At 69.0% G+C, this 16,960-nt stretch carries 13 protein-coding genes; 3 read left to right on the top strand and 10 right to left on the bottom strand.

The genetic code is table 11. The annotated features are described in order from the left end of the window. Window positions 1-12: 12 nt before the first annotated feature. Genes F5544_RS21600 through F5544_RS21575 form a run of 6 tightly spaced genes read right to left on the bottom strand, consistent with a single transcriptional unit; the run spans window position 13 to window position 7,069 of the window. A complete protein-coding gene (locus F5544_RS21600) occupies window positions 13-1,221 on the bottom strand; it encodes a cytochrome P450 (protein ID WP_167474869.1) in 1,209 nt (402 codons plus the stop codon). Next, window positions 1,212-2,486, bottom strand: coding sequence for an FAD-dependent oxidoreductase (locus tag F5544_RS21595; protein ID WP_167474868.1), 1,275 nt, complete (start codon window positions 2,484-2,486; stop codon window positions 1,212-1,214). The genes F5544_RS21600 and F5544_RS21595 overlap by 10 nt, the downstream gene beginning before the upstream one ends. Further along, entirely contained in the window at window positions 2,483-4,144 is a 1,662-nt protein-coding gene (locus F5544_RS21590) for a prenyltransferase/squalene oxidase repeat-containing protein (RefSeq protein WP_167474867.1), read from the bottom strand. Before F5544_RS21590 ends, F5544_RS21595 begins: the two co-directional genes overlap by 4 nt. Beyond that, on the bottom strand, window positions 4,141-5,106 hold the full coding sequence (locus F5544_RS21585) for a UbiA family prenyltransferase (RefSeq protein WP_203217622.1): 966 nt from the start codon (window positions 5,104-5,106) through the stop codon (window positions 4,141-4,143). Before F5544_RS21585 ends, F5544_RS21590 begins: the two co-directional genes overlap by 4 nt. After that, window positions 5,100-6,089, bottom strand: a complete 990-nt coding sequence (locus tag F5544_RS21580) for a polyprenyl synthetase family protein (RefSeq protein WP_167474866.1) — start codon at window positions 6,087-6,089, stop codon at window positions 5,100-5,102. Before F5544_RS21580 ends, F5544_RS21585 begins: the two co-directional genes overlap by 7 nt. Then, a complete protein-coding gene (locus F5544_RS21575; protein ID WP_167474865.1) occupies window positions 6,086-7,069 on the bottom strand; it encodes an aminotransferase class I/II-fold pyridoxal phosphate-dependent enzyme in 984 nt (327 codons plus the stop codon). The genes F5544_RS21580 and F5544_RS21575 overlap by 4 nt, the downstream gene beginning before the upstream one ends. Before the next feature lie 276 nt (window positions 7,070-7,345). On the opposite strand from F5544_RS21575, the gene F5544_RS21570 reads away from it, so the two are divergent. Continuing rightward, window positions 7,346-8,206: a TauD/TfdA dioxygenase family protein gene (locus tag F5544_RS21570; RefSeq protein WP_203217621.1), complete on the top strand. Its 861-nt coding sequence runs from the start codon at window positions 7,346-7,348 to the stop codon at window positions 8,204-8,206. Between the two features lie 128 nt (window positions 8,207-8,334). On the opposite strand, the gene F5544_RS21565 is transcribed toward F5544_RS21570, so the two are convergent. Then, a complete protein-coding gene (locus F5544_RS21565) occupies window positions 8,335-9,549 on the bottom strand; it encodes an MFS transporter (protein WP_167474863.1) in 1,215 nt (404 codons plus the stop codon). A 214-nt stretch (window positions 9,550-9,763) separates the two neighbouring features. Here F5544_RS21565 and F5544_RS21560 point away from each other — a divergent pair, with 214 nt between their 5' ends. Then, window positions 9,764-11,194, top strand: a complete 1,431-nt coding sequence (locus tag F5544_RS21560) for a carboxylesterase/lipase family protein (RefSeq protein ID WP_167474862.1) — start codon at window positions 9,764-9,766, stop codon at window positions 11,192-11,194. A gap of 52 nt (window positions 11,195-11,246) precedes the next feature. Here F5544_RS21560 and F5544_RS21555 read toward each other — a convergent pair whose 3' ends face one another. Together F5544_RS21555 and F5544_RS21550 are read right to left on the bottom strand one after the other, a co-directional pair. Continuing rightward, complete coding sequence (locus tag F5544_RS21555) at window positions 11,247-11,414, bottom strand: hypothetical protein (RefSeq protein WP_167474861.1); 168 nt, start codon at window positions 11,412-11,414, stop codon at window positions 11,247-11,249. Between the two features lie 132 nt (window positions 11,415-11,546). Beyond that, on the bottom strand, window positions 11,547-12,047 hold the full coding sequence (locus F5544_RS21550) for a hypothetical protein (RefSeq protein WP_167474860.1): 501 nt from the start codon (window positions 12,045-12,047) through the stop codon (window positions 11,547-11,549). A gap of 385 nt (window positions 12,048-12,432) precedes the next feature. Here F5544_RS21550 and F5544_RS21545 point away from each other — a divergent pair, with 385 nt between their 5' ends. Then, complete coding sequence (locus F5544_RS21545) at window positions 12,433-14,727, top strand: WD40 repeat domain-containing serine/threonine protein kinase (RefSeq protein WP_167474859.1); 2,295 nt, start codon at window positions 12,433-12,435, stop codon at window positions 14,725-14,727. 168 nt (window positions 14,728-14,895) lie between these two features. On the opposite strand, the gene F5544_RS21540 is transcribed toward F5544_RS21545, so the two are convergent. Beyond that, window positions 14,896-16,926, bottom strand: a complete 2,031-nt coding sequence (locus tag F5544_RS21540) for a M13 family metallopeptidase (RefSeq protein ID WP_342760427.1) — start codon at window positions 16,924-16,926, stop codon at window positions 14,896-14,898. Window positions 16,927-16,960: the final 34 nt, after the last annotated feature.

The following is a 16,960-nucleotide window of genomic DNA, read 5'->3' as shown; positions in this document are numbered from 1 at the left end:
GAATTGCGGCTGTCACCAGACGACCGGCAGGCGTTTCACGCCGAAGGCCGAGGTGGTGCCCTTGTACTCCAGGTGCCCGGCCGGTACCGCCAGCGCGAGACCGGGTAGGCGCGTAATCACCGATCGCAGCGCCAATTCCAGTTCCAGCCGGGCCAAACCCTGTCCGAGGCATTGGTGCGGACCGAATCCGAAGGACAGGTGCCGCCGGTCGCCGCGGGCGAACTCGAGGTCGTCGGGTTCGTCGAAGACGTCGGGGTCGCGGTTGGCGAGGCTGCACACCATGACGATTCCGTCTCCGGCCCGGATGGTGTTCGCGCCGATCGTGATATCCGCCGTCGCCACCCGCGAGACCGAATCGACGATGGTGAAATACCGCAGCATTTCCTCGACGGCCCGGGGCACCAGAGCGGGTTCCGCGCGCAGTCGCGCCGACAGTTCCGGCCGTCGCAGCAAGGCGAGCACGCTGAGCGCGATCTGATTGGCGGTGGTCTCGTGCCCGGCGATCAACAGCAGGAAGGCATGCGAGACAAGGGTTTCCCGCCGGTAGGCGCCGCCGGCGCGGGTCGCGCGCACATAGTTGCCGATGATGTCGTCCGTCGGCCGCGCCTCGCGCCGGGCGATCAGGTCGGTGAGGTAGCCATGGATTTCCGTGAAGGCCGCGCGGCATCGCTGCGGCGATGCGGTGCTGTCGATCAGCGCGGGCGTCCGGGATTCGAAGAAATCGTGATCGGTGTACGGAACGCCGAGCAGCCGGCAGATCACCAGCGACGGCACCCGGAGCGCGAACTCCGACACCAGATCCGCCGGTTTCGGTCCCGAGAGCAATCGGGTCAGCGTGGTATCGATGATCTCCTGGACCACCGGCGCCAGTTCCCGGATGCGTCGCTGCTCGAACTCCCGTTTGAGCTGGTTGCGGGCGTGGGTGTGCGCGGGCGGATCCATCGACACCAGAAAGGGATCCGAGCCCGCGATCAGCGCCGTCGCGGTGCCGCCGGACGCGTCGAACGAGGGAAAGTTCGGATGTGCGCGGTCGGCGGTGGTGCGCGGATCGGTGAGCAGGCCGCGAATCTCGCTGTGCCCCGTCAGGACCCACACGGTCCGGCCGTTCGGTAACCGGGCCGCCTGGATCGGGCCCGCCGCGAACATCTCCCGGTACGCGACGGGCAGGTCGAATAGATCGGTACGGATGATCGGTAACGTCCACGGCTCCCTTACTTGCATGACTCCTCCTGCCGCGCAGTCGAATTCGGGTCGCGAAGCAGACCGAGTTGGTAGAGCCGGTCCAGCGGACGCAGCGGCCGCGGCTCGATTCCGGCGATATTGCGGCAGGTGGCCGCGAGCAGCCGCGGGTTGCCCGCGGTGCCGCGCATCAGCCGTCTGCCGAGCATTCGGCCCATCGGTGAGACGGCGGTGAGCATCCTGGCGGCGTTGTGGCTGACGGTCGCGACGTGCCGCAGCTGCGGCAACCGCACCCGGTGGTAGCCGCGCAACGCGGAATCGACCGCCGCGCTGGACCATTCGCCGGCGTCCCGCAGTTGTGCGGTCAATTCGACCGCGTCGGCGATGGCCGAGTTCATCCCCTGCGCGGCCATCGGATGCACGGCGTGCGCCGACTCGCCGAGCAGCGCCATACCCGGTGTCGACAGCCGATCGACCAGATAGCGTGGGACGCCGAAGATCTGGCGCCGGGTATCGCGCGCGAGCAGCAGCTCGCCGAGCCCGGACAGCGGTCCCACCTCCGCGACCGTGTTCGCGGCCCAGCGGCGAATCCCGTTGTCGTCCAGGCCGCGTAGCTCGTCGGCGCCCGCCTGCAGGTATAGGCGGGTCCGGGCGTGCGGCAGCGGATAGGCCAGCCGCAGACCGCGATCCGTCACATAGGCGGTCAATTCGGCGCCGTGTCTGCCCGGTATCTCGAACGACACCAGACGGTGCGGGTATTGCGCGCGCGGCAGGGCGATGCCCGCGGCGGCGCGCAGCGCGGACGCGGAACCGTCCGCGGCGACCACCAATTCGGCCGAAACCGTTTCCGTCGACCGCCCACCGTCGGTCACGACGACGCCCCGGACCCGCCCGGCCGGGTTCCGCACCAATTCCTCGACTCGGATGCCGCGGCGCAGTTCGACATTCGCGGGCAGGCTGTCGGCGAGGGCGGTCAGGATGGCCGGGTAGTCGGCCGACAGGATGCGCCGATCCGCGCCGAGCGTGCGGCCGTAGTCGAGTTCGAGCAGCGCGCGCCCGTCCGGGTCGCGCGCGCAGAGCCGGTCGATCCAGACACCGCCACCGTGCGACAGCCGTGGCCCGGCACCCCACTGCGTCAGGCTTGCCATCGAACTCGGCTGCAACAGTTCACCTTTGGCGATGCGTGCGGGTTCGCGCCGTCGTTCGATAACCAGCACGCGCAGGCCGAGCGCACCGAGCGCGCAGGCCGCGGCGAGGCCGCCCGCCCCGGCCCCGCACACCACGACATCGGTGTCGGAGGTTGTCATTTCGCTGCTCCCTGGTGAGTTACGCGTCGGTAGGCGGCCAGCGCCCGCAGCGCGAGGCCCGCGGTGATCGCGCCGTTCGGGTAGTGCACGCAGTGCCGGATGTAGGCGCTCACCGGCGCCTCCGGCCATCGCCCATCGGGTAGTTGCGCCGCGGCGAGCCAGTCGGCGGCGCGGTCGACCGCCGCCGACGCGACCCCCGCCCGCAGCAGGCCCCGCAGCGCCCACGCGGTCTCCTCGACGCTGCCCGCCGCGCCGTCACCCCATGAGCCGTCCGGAAGTTGGTGCCGCAGCAGCCAATCCGTCGCACGCCGGACCGCGGGTTCGGCTGCGGGCAGCCCGGCTCGCGCCAGCACGCCGAGCACCTCGGCGGTGCCGGGCGTCGCGCCGCGATACCAGAGCGCGTCGAACGATCCGTCGGCTCGCTGCTGCCCGGTGAGCCAGCGCACCGCGCGCCGGATCCGCCGATGCGCCACGGGCACACCGCCGTCGAGCAGCGCGTCGACGGCTTGGGCGGTGAGGTAGGGGCATGGGCCGTCGTTGGGTAGCGCGGTATCGCGCACCCACAGGCTCCACGATCCGCGCCGATCCTGTCGGCCCGCCAGCCAGCGCAGACCCTCGGCCAGTGCCGGATCCCGTTCGGCGCCGGGCAGTGTCGCGAGCGCGGCGAGCAGTTCGGCGGATTCCAGGGTTACCGGCCAGCCGCGCGGACCCGAATAGCTCCACCCGCCCGGCGGGCAGTCCAGCATCGAGAACGGCCGTGTCAGTTGCGCTTCCCGGATCGCCGTCCCGACGCGGGTGAGCCGGGGATCGGCGCCGTACCCGGCGTCGCACAGTCCGGTGGCGGCGAATCCGGTGTAGGTGAGCCGAATGTCGACGATCGGCCAGGAACCGTCGGCGGCGACGGCGCGGCGCAGATATCCGGCCATGGCCGCGACCAGGTCCGTCGCCGTGCCCGAGCGGATCAGCGGGATGGCGGTCATCGCGACAGCCCATGCGTCGGCGCCGAATTCGCCGGTACGCCCTTCGTCCTCGTGCACCTGGTACAGCAGGCGCAGTGCGGCCGGTTCGGCGGCGCGGTCCACCATCCTGCGCAACCCGCCGGCCGGGTTGCCGCGCGCTTGGGCGATCGCCGTCGCCGCCAGGATCGCCGAACGGAACGACATCCTGGTGCGGCGCAGTCCGGGCAGCAGGAATACCCACAGCGGCACCCGGATCGACTGTTCGGGCACCCATCCGGCCATCGCGTGGAATCGCCCGCAGACCGCGGCGAGTGCCGGGTCGGCGATTCCCGCCAGGCCACCCATCCGGGCCAATGCCGCACGGCCCGAGGCTATTTCGTCGCGGTAGTGGACGGTCGACACCAGGTGCAGCACGGCGGCGGCGATCGCGGTGGTGACCGCCTCGCTGGGCTGACCGGGCACCGAACCCCAACCGCCGTCGGGGTTTTGCGCACCGGCCAGGTGCGCGCATCCCCGGCCGACGTATTCGCGTGCGCCGACCGGATCGTGCAGGTGCAGTGTCAGCGTGGCGCCGGCGGTGGCCAGTGTCGCACCGGCGCCGGAGCCGAATGTGAAGTATCCGTCGGGCCGCAGCTGTGCGAACAGCGCCGCCGCGCCCGCGTCGACGACGGAATCGATATCGGTGATGGCGTCGGTCATGCGAGCTCCACTGTGCCGTTGCCGAATTCGTGACGTCCGCGCAGCAGCAGCTGTGTCGACAGCGAGATCGCCAGCGCCGCGGCCAGTATTCCCAGCGTGGCCGGGCCGCCGAGGCCGTTCGCGGCCACCGCGGCGGCCAGCACCAGTCGTTCGGCGACAAGAATCTCGTGGGTCCGCAACGCCTTTCGCGGATCGATCGGGCCGGAGCCGAGTACGGGCCCGTACGCGCGCACCCCGAGGCAGATCGCGGCCAGCAGCAGCCCGGATCCGAGGTCGGCCGAGATCCCGTGCAGCGCGAGCGCCCCCAGCATCGCCGCCGCGAAACAGGCTGCCGCGCAGCGGTTCGCGAACGCCCCGCCGTATACCACCGAGACGGTGCGGTAGCCGCAGGCTCGATCGCCAGCGATATCGCGAACGGTGCCGACGAGATTGGATCCGGTGTCCTGCAGGCAGAACACGGCGGCCCAACCCAGGACGAGCGGTGCGGGCCACCCGTGTACCAGGGTCGCCGCGAAGACGAGCACCAGTCCGGTGAGCGCTCCGCGGGCCAGATTCCCCAGAATCCCATGCCGTTTCAGGACTCTGCTGTAGCCGACGGTCCCGGCCGCCCCGGCCAGCGCGATCGCGACGGCCCGCGGCTCGACCAGTGCGGATGCGGCGAATGCCGCTGCCACGCAACATATTCCGGTGAGCACCGCGGTGCGCGGCGCCAGCCGCCCGGACGGTATCGGCCGATGCGGCTTACCGACACCGTCCAACTCTCGATCGAAGTAGTCGCCCAGGTACAGGCCGCCGGTCCACACCAGGGTCGGCGCCAGCCAGGCCGTCACCCACTGCGCCGGCGTCGGCGCACCGGCCAGCGCGGCGCCCGCCAGTCCGGTCAGGCCCGGGTAGGCCAGCGTGTACGGCCGGCAGGTTTCCAGGTGCGCCAGCCAGTTCCGGGGCGAGCCGATGCTCACCATGTGCGCTCGATGGTGTCGTCGGCGAGGGCGGCCAGCCGGTCGCCGCGGGCGCCGAAGCCGTGCAGGCAGTCACGCGCGGCGGCGGCCTCGGCGGCGACCCGCTCGGCCGCGACGGTGAGCGCACCGGTTTCGGTGAACACCTCGCCGAGCAGCATGTGCGCGATATCCGGCGAAAGCCGCCCGCTCAGTATCAGTTCCAGCCGTGCACGCTGTTCGGTGTCGGCGAGTTCGACGGCGACGAGTACCGGGAAGGTGGGTCTGCGGTTGGCGATATCGCTCATCCGGCTCTTCCCGACCCGCGCGTCGTCGGCCAGGTACGGCAGCAGGTCGTCGCGCATCTGGAAGGCGCAGCCGAGATGTGCGGCGTAGGCGCGCAGCGCGGCCTGCTGTGCCTCGCTGCCGCCACCGAGTATCGCGCCAGCGCCGCAGGCCGCCTCGAACAGCGCGCCGGTCTTGGCCGCCGCCATGGCGCGGTATCGCGTTATGCCGCAATCGAGATCGCCGGTCAGTTCGGCCTCGGTGACCTGGCCGTCGCACAGTCGCAGGCCCGCGGCGGCGACGATGCGCACCGCCTTCAGCACCGCGGCGGGCGGGAAGCTCTCAGCGCCCTCCGCGATGGCCAGGAAGGTGCCCAGCAGCAGGGCGTCGCCGGCCACGATCGCCTCGCCCTTTCCGTATCTGGCATGTACGGTCGGCCTGCCGCGGCGCAGCTGGTCGCCGTCGATGATGTCGTCGTGCACAAGCGTTGCCACGTGCAGGAATTCGAGTGCGACGGCGACCGGCGCGAGCGCGACGGGATCGGCGCCCACCGCCCGCGCCGACTCCAGCACCAGGATGGGGCGCAGCAGTTTGCCCGCGGGCAGCACGGCGTAGCGGGCCATATCCGAAAGCCGGCCGCGCCCGGCGGGCCAGGCCGCGACGAGTTCACGCAGCAGCGTGGCGACGGTGTCGACGGCGGGCGGGGTGATCTGTCCCGATGTCATCGCGCCACCGCCCGCGGTAGTGCGATGAATTCAGCTGCGAGCCCGGCGAATACGTCATTCGATGCGGGAGCGCCGACGGTGACCCGCACCCCGCGTCCCGGCCAGGCCCGCACCGCGACACCGTATTCCGCGCAGTGACCGGCGAATTCGGTGGCCTGCGGGGTGGGCAGCCACAGGAAGTTGGCGTGGCTCAACGGAACCGCCCACCCCTGCTCACGCAGCAGCCCACGCAGCCTGGCCCGTTCGGCGCCGACGGCGGCGCAGCGCTCCCGCATCTCCGCCACCCGCTCGACCGCGGCCACCGCCGCGGCCTGGGCGGGCGCGCTCACCGCGAAGAACATCCGCGCCGCCGCCAGCTTCGCCGTCAGCACCGGCTGCGCGATCAGGTAGCCGACGCGCAGTCCGGCCAGCCCGAAGGATTTCGAAAACGTCCGTAGCACAGCGACTCTCGGATCGTCGGCGACGATCTCGACGGCGTCGCGATACCCGGGCGACAGGACGAAATCGCGGTATGCCTCGTCGACGAGCACCGTGACGTGTTCGGGCAGCAGGCTCAGCAGCCGCCGGATGCGGTCCTGCCGCAGCACCGCGCCGGTCGGGTTGTTCGGATTGCACAGCAACACCATTCGGGTCCGGTCGGTCACCGCGGCGGCGATATCGCCGATATCGGTCTCGGTGTCCCGCAGTGCGACGGCCACCGATGTCGCGTGCACCTGCTCGATCATCATCGGATACGCCTCGAACGACGGCCACTGGTGAACGACCTCGGCGCCGGGTCCGCACCAGGCGAGCAGCGCGATCTGGCACAGCGCCGCCGAACCGGGCCCGAACGTCAGGTATCCGCTGGGCACGCCGAGCCACCGCGCCACCGCCGCGGTGAGTTCGGCGGCCGCCATATCCGGATATTCGTTCGCATATGCGGCCGTCCGCGCCACCGCGGCGACCACCGAGCCGGCCGGGCGAAAAGCCACGGTATTCATCGATAAGTCGTGGTAATCATCCGAATTTCGCGAGATCGGCATAATCGGCTGCCCTCCGTCCCGCCCGCGGCATTCCCGTTTCCCGCCGCAAAGCTTCCGGATCGAAGTTTATGACCGGCCGATGACCCACACGATCGAAACCGTCACAATTGACACGAAAATTATCGATCAATTATATGACGGCAGGAAAATGATGGGAAAATTATGTCCGATTCGAGCCGATGGCCCGCGGTGGCGGCCGTACCATATCGAGAACAATGCGGCAGAGGAGGCAACGTGACCGCGGATATCGATGTAACGCCCGTATCCGGCGCGCTGGGCGCCGAGGTCAGAGGGATCGATCTGGCCACCATCACCGATTCGGAATTCGCCACCGTGCACGCGTTGCTACTGGAACATCTGGTGCTGTTCTTTCCGGATCAGGGTGATTTGCCGCCGGCGGCGCACGTCGCGTTCGGGCGCCGCTTCGGCGAGGTCGAAATACATCCCTACCTGCCGAAACTCGACGATCACCCGGAGGTGGTCCTCATCGAATCGGATAAGGGCGGGAAAGTCGACTGCTGGCATACCGATATGACCTTCCAACCGAGCCCGCCGATCGTCTCGATTCTGCAGTTGATCACCTGCCCGCCCCGCGGCGGCGACACCATGTGGACCAATCAATATCTCGTCTACGAGCAACTTTCCACACCCATTCGGGAATTGGTGGACGGTTTGACGGCGGTCCATCAGGTCACCGTACCGGCCACCGGATACTCCTCCTCGGCCGAACATCCACTGGTCCGGGAGCATCCGGAAACCGGGCGGCGCTCGCTGTACGCCAATCGATTGTTCACATCGCATATTCCGCAATTGAGCCGTAACGAAAGCGATGCGCTGCTGCAGCAGTTGATCGAATTCTCGGAGAGTCCGCAATTCTGCTGCCGTTTTCGCTGGCGGCCCGGCGCGGTGGCGATCTGGGACAACCGGGTGACCCAGCATTACGCGGTCAACGATTACGCCGAACGTCGCGTCGGCAGGCGCGTCACCGTGCTCGGCGATCATCCGAAGGGAAATCCGGCGCGCTGGGCCGCATACGAACCGGCCCCGGGCGAGCGTTACTGGCCGTCGCGGATCAACGCGGCCAGCGGTTACTGACCGGACCGAATCGCCATGCGGCGGCACCGCATTCTCGGCATCGTCGAAAGAGATCTCGGCGACCGCATCGTGGTGTGGTGCATCACCCGGCAACCGCGCGGCGAGCTGAATCTGCTTAATCGCCAACCCTATTCGGCGCTCGCGGTCGAATGTCCCAAGAACCCGTGCGCGCGGGCCGCGACGACCACCGCCAGCGTCGGGACGAGCAGTATCAGCACGCTCCACGGGAAGACCCGGGGCCCGAACAGATCCAGCAGCACACCGCCGACGATGCCGCCGCCCGCCATCGCCACATTCCACAGCGTGACCAGCATGGCCTGCGCGGTGTCGGCGGCCTCGCCGCCGGCGATGGCGACGGCGGTTTGCAGCAGGGTCGGCGCGCCGCCCCAGCCGAGTCCCCACAGCGTCGCCGCGACGAATACGAGCGCCGCGCTCCCGGACAGCACGGCCAGCGCCGCCACCGCGACGGCGACGAGAATCGTTGCGGCGATGGTCAATCCGCGCAGCCGCCGATCGATGTGCGCGCCGGTGAACCAGATGCTGACCATCGAGGCGATACCGAAGACCAGCAGCACCGCGTCCACCCGGTCGCCCAGGTCGACTTCCGTCAGGAAGGTCGCCACGTAGGTGTAGAGGATGTTGTGCGCCAGCACGAAGGTCAGGGTGACGAACAGCACCGGCCCGACACCGGGCGTCTTCGCGGTCGCGAGCAGCGAAATCCTGCCCGCCCGCTGACCCGGAAAATCCGGGACGGATACGATGATCCAGCCGACCAGCAGCACCGCGAGCACCGACATCACACCGAAGGTGATCTGCCAGCCCACCGCGTCACCCAGGAAGGTGCCCGCCGGGATGCCCAGGGAAAGGGCCAGCGGAATTCCGGCCATGACGATCGCGATTCCCTTGCCCCGCAAGGCCTCCGGAGTCAACCGGATGGCATACCCGGCCAGCAGCCCCCACACGACGCCCGCCGCGATACCGGCGACGAAGCGCCCGGCGAGCGTCAGCCCGTAGTTCAGCGACACCGCCGTAACGGTATTCGCCACCAGGAACCCGATCACGCCGGTCAGCAGCAGGCGCTTGCGCCGCCACGCCGCCGTCGCGATGGACAGCGGAATCGTCGTCAGCGCCGTCCCGATCGCGTAGACGGTGACCAGCTGTCCCGTCGCCGACTCGCTGACGTGCAGGCCCGCGCTCATATCCGGCAGCACACCGGCGGGCAGGGCCTCGGTGAGCACCGTGAGGAAGGCGGCTGTCGTCAACGCGAGCAATGCCGAAAGCGGTAGGCGCGGTTCATCTTTCACGACCGCGGCGGCACTCTTGCCAGATGTTCGATTCACCATGCTCGTATGCTGGAACCCTCACATTAATGTGACGGTCAATGGCTTTCGGCCTGTGAGGCGAACCACATATGCGCATCGGTGCGGGAAAGCCGCTACGGCAGCGTATCTCCCGCCCGGTCACCGACCCGAACGGCTCGAGTACCGGACTCGGCGGTGCCACTCGGGTCCGGATTCAGGCTGTGAGTACCCGGGGTTCCTCTGATAAGCAGGCCGGATGAGTATCGAAATCCGCACGGCCGCCGGGATCGTGCGCGGCCGGTGGGAGAACACCGTCGCGGTCTTCCGTGGAATCCCTTATGCCCGGCCGCCGTTCGGCGCGCTACGGTTCGCGGCGCCCGCCCCGGTGCTGCCGTGGGACGGTGTCCGCGACGCGCTCGAGTTCGGTCCGCCTGTCCCCCAAGCGGGTTCGGTATCGGGCGGCGACTGTTTGACGGTCAACATCTGGTCACCGGAGCCGGGCGCGGCCGGGCTGCCGGTGCTGGTGTGGATACACGGCGGCAGGTATCTCGAAGGCATCTCGGGTAATCCGCACTTCGACGGTGCGACGCTCGCCGCATCCGGTGCGGTGCTGGTGAGCATGAACTATCGCACCGGCGCCGAAGGGTTCGCCCATATCGCCGGAGCCCCGGACAACCGAGGCATACTCGACCAGGCCGCCGCTTTGCGCTGGGTGCGCGACAATATCGCGGCCTTCGGCGGCGATCCGGGCAATGTCACCGTATTCGGCCAGTCCGCGGGCGCGGGATGCCTCGCCGCACTGCTCGCCATGCCGATGGCGGCCGGGCTGTTCCGGCGCGCGATCGTGCAGAGCCTGCCCGGCACCTATTTCTCCCCGCGGTTGGCCGCGACCATTTCGGCGGCGATCGCCGCGCGGCTCGGTGTGCGCGCGACGGTGGCCGAGCTCGCGCGGATCCCGCCGGGCCCGCTGATCGCCGCGACGGACGCGATCCTCGACAGGATGCCGGAATTCGTCGACTCCTGGGGTCCGATGGCGTTGACCCCGACACCGTTCTCCCCCGTCGTCGACGGGGAAGTGCTGCCGCGGGCGCCGTGGCACGCACTCACCGAAGGCGCCGCCCACGACGTCGACCTGCTCATCGGGCACACCCGTGACGAATACCGTCTCTTCGTCGGCGAACCGACCGACGAGCAGATCACCGCCGCACTCGAACGCCTGACACCGGCCACCGGCGATTACCGTGCCGCGTATCCCGAGGCCACGCCCCGGCAACTGTACGAACTGGTGAACGCCGACTGGCTGTTCCGGATGCCGACCCTGCATCTCGCGCGGGCCGCGGGCGGGCGCGCGCGGCTCTACGAACTGTGCTGGGCTTTCCATCGCGAGCAGGGCGCCTCGCACAGCCTCGACGTCCTGCTCGTCTTCGGCACACTCGGCGCCGACGAGGTGCGCGCCCATCCATCGGCACTGCCGAACGCGGCCGCCGAGATCACCGGCGTCGCCCACCGAATGCGCACGGACTGGCTGACTTTCGCGGCCACCGGCGATCCCGGCTGGGCGCCCTACGATCCGGAAACCCGGATCACCCGCGTCTACGACACCGAACCGACGACCGGCCCGTATCCCGAGGAGCGTTCGCGCCGCCTCTGGGACGCGCACCGGTTCGACACATTGGCCCTGGTCTAGAAACGGCTTGCCGCGGTGGTGGATCGGCGTCGCGGCAAGCCGGTTCCGGAATTCAGGCGGCCTGGGGTTCGGGTCCGATATCGCCGCGCGGATCGTCGTGCAGCGCGCGATGCGTCGGGCACCGGTAGACGGGGCCGGGGGTGATGTAGGCGGGGTCGAGGCGTTGCGCGAAGGTGAGATTGTCCCGGCGCCAGCAGTCGATGCACACCAGATTGTCCATGGCGTTCTCCTCCGGGTCTGCGAGGTTGGCGTACCGGAGGAATTCCCGTTCCCGACCCCGATCGACCGTCCGTGTCCGATCCGCGCACCGGGAAGCGGCCGGATTGTTATCGCGGCCCCGCCGCGCACGGAATCACGCGGGCGGCAACGGGATCGGGCTCGGCTCCGACACGGTGACGAGTACCACCACATCGCCGTAGGGAACACCGGCGCGCGCCATGCGATGCGCGAACCGCGCCAACGGAGCTCGCCACCGGTATTTGGCCGCCAGTTCCGCGTCCACATACGGCACCAGCGTGCCCGCGGTCACCAGCTGGGCATGCCCTTGCCGCTGATGGGAGCCGAGCGCGGGCTCGCCGCGCCAGTCACCGGGCTGCACGAGCACCCGGCCGTCGCGCGCCAACTGCCCGGCCTCGGCCGAGCGGGACGAGGTGCGGTACGCGAGCTGGTTATCCCCGATCGGAACCACCAGCCGCGGCACCCGCACCAGCTGTCCCGGACCGGCGACCCTGGTCACCACCACCGTTTTCGCCTCTCGCCACATCGCCGCGGCGGCGGGGTGCGCCCGCCGGTCCTGCCCGGCTTCCGGCTGCGCGACCTGCGGGGTCAGCACATCAACCATGGTTCCTGTCATCGCATTCGATCCTTTCCGGTGACGCCATCCACTGCTGGATCGGTGCCGGGCACGACGGATCGGACGATCGGGCGGCCCCGTCGCCGTTGCGGTGCGATCGCACGATCGGGGCGGCATTCGCCGACGCGAAATCACGGCCTGCACCCCGGATTTCACCGCATGCCGACACCTCGGCAGCCGTACCCCGACACACATCGACCAACCGTGGTCGATCACCTTCGATACTCCAGCTATCTCGGCGACCGCGCAACGTCGCAGGTCACAGCGGGTGCGATGGCGTCGACATTTGCTGGGGCCGGTTTGTCGGTCCGCCGGGTTTCGGGTTAGATTCCCTTGGGCCCGATCACTTTTCACCGCCGTGGGCCGCGGGCGTGCACAGGAGTCGATGGTGGTTCTGCGGGTGGGGACGGATTTCGCCGGGTTCGCCATCGAGCGGCAATTGGGCACCGGCGGTATGGGCGTGGTCTATCTCGCCCGCCATCCGCGGCTGAAACGCCTTGTCGCACTGAAGGTTCTGCACGACTCCTACACCGCCGACCCGAAGGTGCGCGCCGCGTTCGACCGCGAGGCCGAGCTGGCGGCTCACCTGGATCATCCGAATATCGTGCCCATCTACGATCGCAGCGAATCCGATGATCCGGCGCTGTGGCTGTCGATGCGCTACATCGACGGCGGCGACGCGAACACCTTGCTCGCCGCCGCGCCCGCGGGTTTACCGCCCGAGCGGGCGATGCGGTTGATCGCCGATGCGGCACACGCCCTGGACTTCGCCCACCGCAAGGGTGTGCTGCACCGCGACGTCAAACCCGGCAATCTGCTCGTCGAGGACGATCCGCGCGGCGGGCAACGGGCGCTGCTCACCGATTTCGGTATCGCCCGCACCCTCGACGACACCGTCACCATGTCCGGTGTCGCCGCGACCGTCGCCTACACCGCCCCGGAACGCCTGTCGAACCGGCCCGCCGATCACCGCGCCGACATCTATTCCCTCGGCTGCACCCTCTACCAGTTGCTCACCGGCCAGCCCCCGTTCCCGCGCCCACACCACGCCGCGGTGCTGGTCGCGCATCTCACCGATCCCGCGCCCGCGCCGAGCGACCTGCGGCCGCTGCCCACCGCCCTGGACGCCGTGATCGCCACCGCGCTGGCCAAACAGCCCGCCGACCGCTACCCCACCTGCGCCGCCCTCGCCGACGCTGCGGCCGACGCACTCACCGCCGGACGGCATCGCCGCGCGCCCGAACCGATGACACAGCTGACCGTCACCGGGCCGCGTCCGGATGAAACGACCCTGCCGTCAGCGGAACCGACACCGCCGCATCCGGACGAAACGGCCCCGCTGACAACGGAATCTACGCCGCCGCGTCCGAACCAAACGACCCTACTGACAACGGAACCCACGCTGCCGCATGCGGACGATGCAACCGTGCGGACAGCGGAACCCACGCCACCGCATCCGAACGAAACGCTCCTGCTGCCAACGGAATCCACGCCGCCGCGTCCCAACGAAGCAACCGTGCAGACAACGGAACCGCCGCCGCATCCGGACGAAGCAACAGTTCGGGCAACGGAACCCACGCCGCGGCATCCGAACGAAACGGCCCTGTTGCCAACGGAATCCACGCCGCAGCGGGCGAACCGGTTCGGCAGAAGACGACTGCTGATCGGTGGCCTTGCCGCCGTCCCCGTTGCCGGCGGCCTCACCGCCGCCTTCGCCGCGCGCCGGACGACGGTGATCGCCGACGCTGTCCTCACCGGCCACACCGGCCCGGTGTTCTCGATGATGTTCAACCCCAGCGGCGACCTGCTGGCCTCCGGCGGATCGGACGGCACGGTGCGGCTGTGGAATGTGCACGCCCGCAAGCCCGATGGCGATCCGCTCAGGGGCCACATCTCTGGTGCGCGCTCGATCGCGTTCAGCCCCAACGGCACCCAGCTGGCCTCCGGTTCCGGTCCCGGCGCCACGCGCTACGGATACGGCTGGGTCGCGGCGCTGCTGTGGGATATGCGTACCCGGGAGCCTGTCACGGTGGAAAGCTTCGAAAGCGCGGACTTCGGCGCGGTGGCGTTCAGTCCGACGGAACCGCTGCTGGCCGTCGGCGATCAGCGGGGCCGGGTGGGGTTCTGGCATACGGACAACCGGCAACCCGACGTTGCGCTGACCGTCGACCACCCGTCCCCGGTCCAAGCCGTGGTGTTCGCACCCGACGGTACCCGGCTCGCCACCGCCCACCTCGACGGCACGGTGCGGCTGTGGGACGTGCGCACCCGCAGGCTCGACGGCCCACCGCTCACCGGCCACGCCGGCCCGGTCTTCGCGCTGGCCTTCAGCCCCGACGGCAACCTCCTGGTCTCGGGCGGGCTCGACGCCACCGTCCGCTGGTGGAACATGCGCACCCGCGAAGAGGATCGGCCGCCCGCCGCCACGGACGGCAAGGTGTCTTCGGTCGACTTCAGCGTCGACGGAAGACTGGTGGCCGCCGCCACCGGCGACACCGTGCGGCTGTGGAATGTGTACAGCCCCTGGTGGAATATCGACTTCCGCGAACCCGCAGGCCAGCCGCTATCCGGCCACACCGACGAGGTCTGGTCGGTGGCGTTCAGCCCCGACGGTGCCATGCTCGCCACCGGCGGCAAGGACGCAACGGTGCGGCTGTGGCGGCTCGCCGATACCTGGTGATGCCCGGGCGAACCTAGGCCGGTCCGCAAAGTCCCGATCCGACGCCTCCACGGTCCAGCTCGCCGTCTGGCCGCGTTGTCGTCACCGCCCATACATCCCGGTGTCGGCTCCCCTCCGCCTTGTCGGAGCTGGACCGCGGATACATCCGACCGGACTTTGCGGCAGGTCCTAGAAGGTCACCCGCTGATCGGCGGCGAGGAACATCCGGTCGCCCTCCTTGACCCCGAAGGTGGTGTAGAACTCGGCGAGGTTGCGCACCACCTGATTGGCGCGGAACTCTCCCGGCGAGTGCGGGTCGTTCTCGATCTGCAGTTCGACGCTTTCCTTGGCCTGCTTGGTCCGCCAGTTGCGCGCCCACGCCTGGAACATCGGGGTGTAGTCGGGTTTGTCGTTGCCCCTTCGCTTTTCGGCGATCCGGTAGGCGGCCAGCGCCAGTTGCAGCCCGCGCAGGTCGGCGAGGTTCTCCCCGACGGTGAGTTTGCCGTTGACGTGCATGGACGGGTCGAGTCCCTCGGGTACCAGCGCGTCGTATTGGGCGATCACCTGCTGGGTTTTCGCTTCGAACGCGGCCTGGTCCTGCGGCGTCCACCAGTCGGTGCGGTTGCCGTCACCGTCGTATTTGGCGCCCTGGTCGTCGAATCCGTGCCCGATCTCGTGGCCGACGACCGCGCCGACCGCACCGTAGTTCACCGCGGGCTCGGCATCCTTGTCGAAGAACGGCGGCTGCAGGAACGCCGCGGGGAATACGATTTCGTTGCCGTTGGGGTTGTAGTAGGCGTTGACGGTCTGCGGTGTCATATGCCATTCGGTGCGGTCGACCGGGCCGCCGAGCCGGTCGAACATCCGCTTGCGGTCGAAAGCCTGTATCTCGCGGATGGATTCGATGAGTTTGCCCTTGGTGATGCGCACCGCCGAGTAGTCGATCCACTTGTCGGGGTAGCCGATCTTGGTGTCGATCTTGCCGAGTTTGGCGATGGCGGCGTCGCGCGTGGGTTGGCTCATCCAGGTGGAGTTGGTGAAATTGTCCCGGTAGGCGGCCATGATGTCGGCGACCATTTCCTTTGCGCGGTCCCGGGCGTCGGCCGGAAAGTGTTTGGCCACATACAGTTTCCCCAGCGGCTGGCCGAGCTTCTGGCTGACCGTGTCGATCGCCTGTTTCCAGCGTTCCGGCTGCTCGCGCAGTCCGCTCATCACCTTGCCGTTGAATTCGAAGTCGGCGTCGGCGAACGCCTTCGGCAGGTATTTCGCGAAATCACGCAGCAGGACGATGCGCAGATAGTCGCGCAGCACCGCGATATCGGTCTGCGCCCACAGCCCGCCGGCGGCGGTGACGAACGACGGTTGGTGCACAACCACTTTCGCGAACAGATCCGCCGGACGGCCGGTCTTGCCGGACAGCCACGCAGCCCAGTCGAATTCCGGTGCGAGCGCGACCAATTCGGACCAGCTGCGCACGTTGTACTGGGCGTCCTCGTCGCGCAGGCGGACGTTGTCCCAGAACGCGGCGGCGATCTTGGTTTCCAGGTCGAGCACCCGGCCCACGAGGGCCGCCGGGTCGGGCAGGGCCGCGGCGGTGGCGAGGCGCTCGAGGTAGGTGCGGTAGGCGGCGAGTTTGTCGGCGAATTGCGGCTTGCGGTAGTACTGTTCGCCGATTCCGATACCGGATTGGCCGATCACGGGCAGGTAGGCGGTGGAATTCTTCGCGTCGACGTCGACGCCGAGCCCGATCAGCCCGGCGATCGGTAGCTCACCCATCACCTTGGCCAGGCCGGGTTTGGTCGCGGCGCCGTCGATCTTCCCGAACAGCCCGGCCAGCGGGGTGAGGCCGAGTTTCTCGACGGTGTCGGTGTCCATGCGCGCGTCGTAGAGGTCGCGGATCTGCTGGTCGGTGGTGCCCGCCTTCGGGTCAGCACCCTCCACGATGGCCCGCAGTTGCCCGCGCACGAGCTCGGCGACCTGATCGAAGGTGGAATAGCGGGTTTTATCCGGCGGCAGCTGGTATTCGGCGAGCCATTTTCCGTTGACGTTGCGGTAGAGATCGTCCTGCGGCCGGATCGCGGGATCCACACCGCTCAGGTCGGGTCCGGTGAGCTGCTTGGGCGCGGCATCCTTGCCGCACGCGGCGAAGACGGGCAGCGCACCCAGCGCGAGCAGAAACGTGCGGCGGTCCAGCGCGATCGAACGACCGGCAGCGGTCACGGAATCCCCTATCCTCGGCAACATTTCTGGCTGG

Source organism: Nocardia arthritidis (genome assembly GCF_011801145.1).
Taxonomy (GTDB): domain Bacteria; phylum Actinomycetota; class Actinomycetes; order Mycobacteriales; family Mycobacteriaceae; genus Nocardia; species Nocardia arthritidis_A.
The sequence above is the reverse complement of the archived record's forward strand: the minus strand, read 5'-3'. Positions and strand labels throughout refer to the sequence as shown.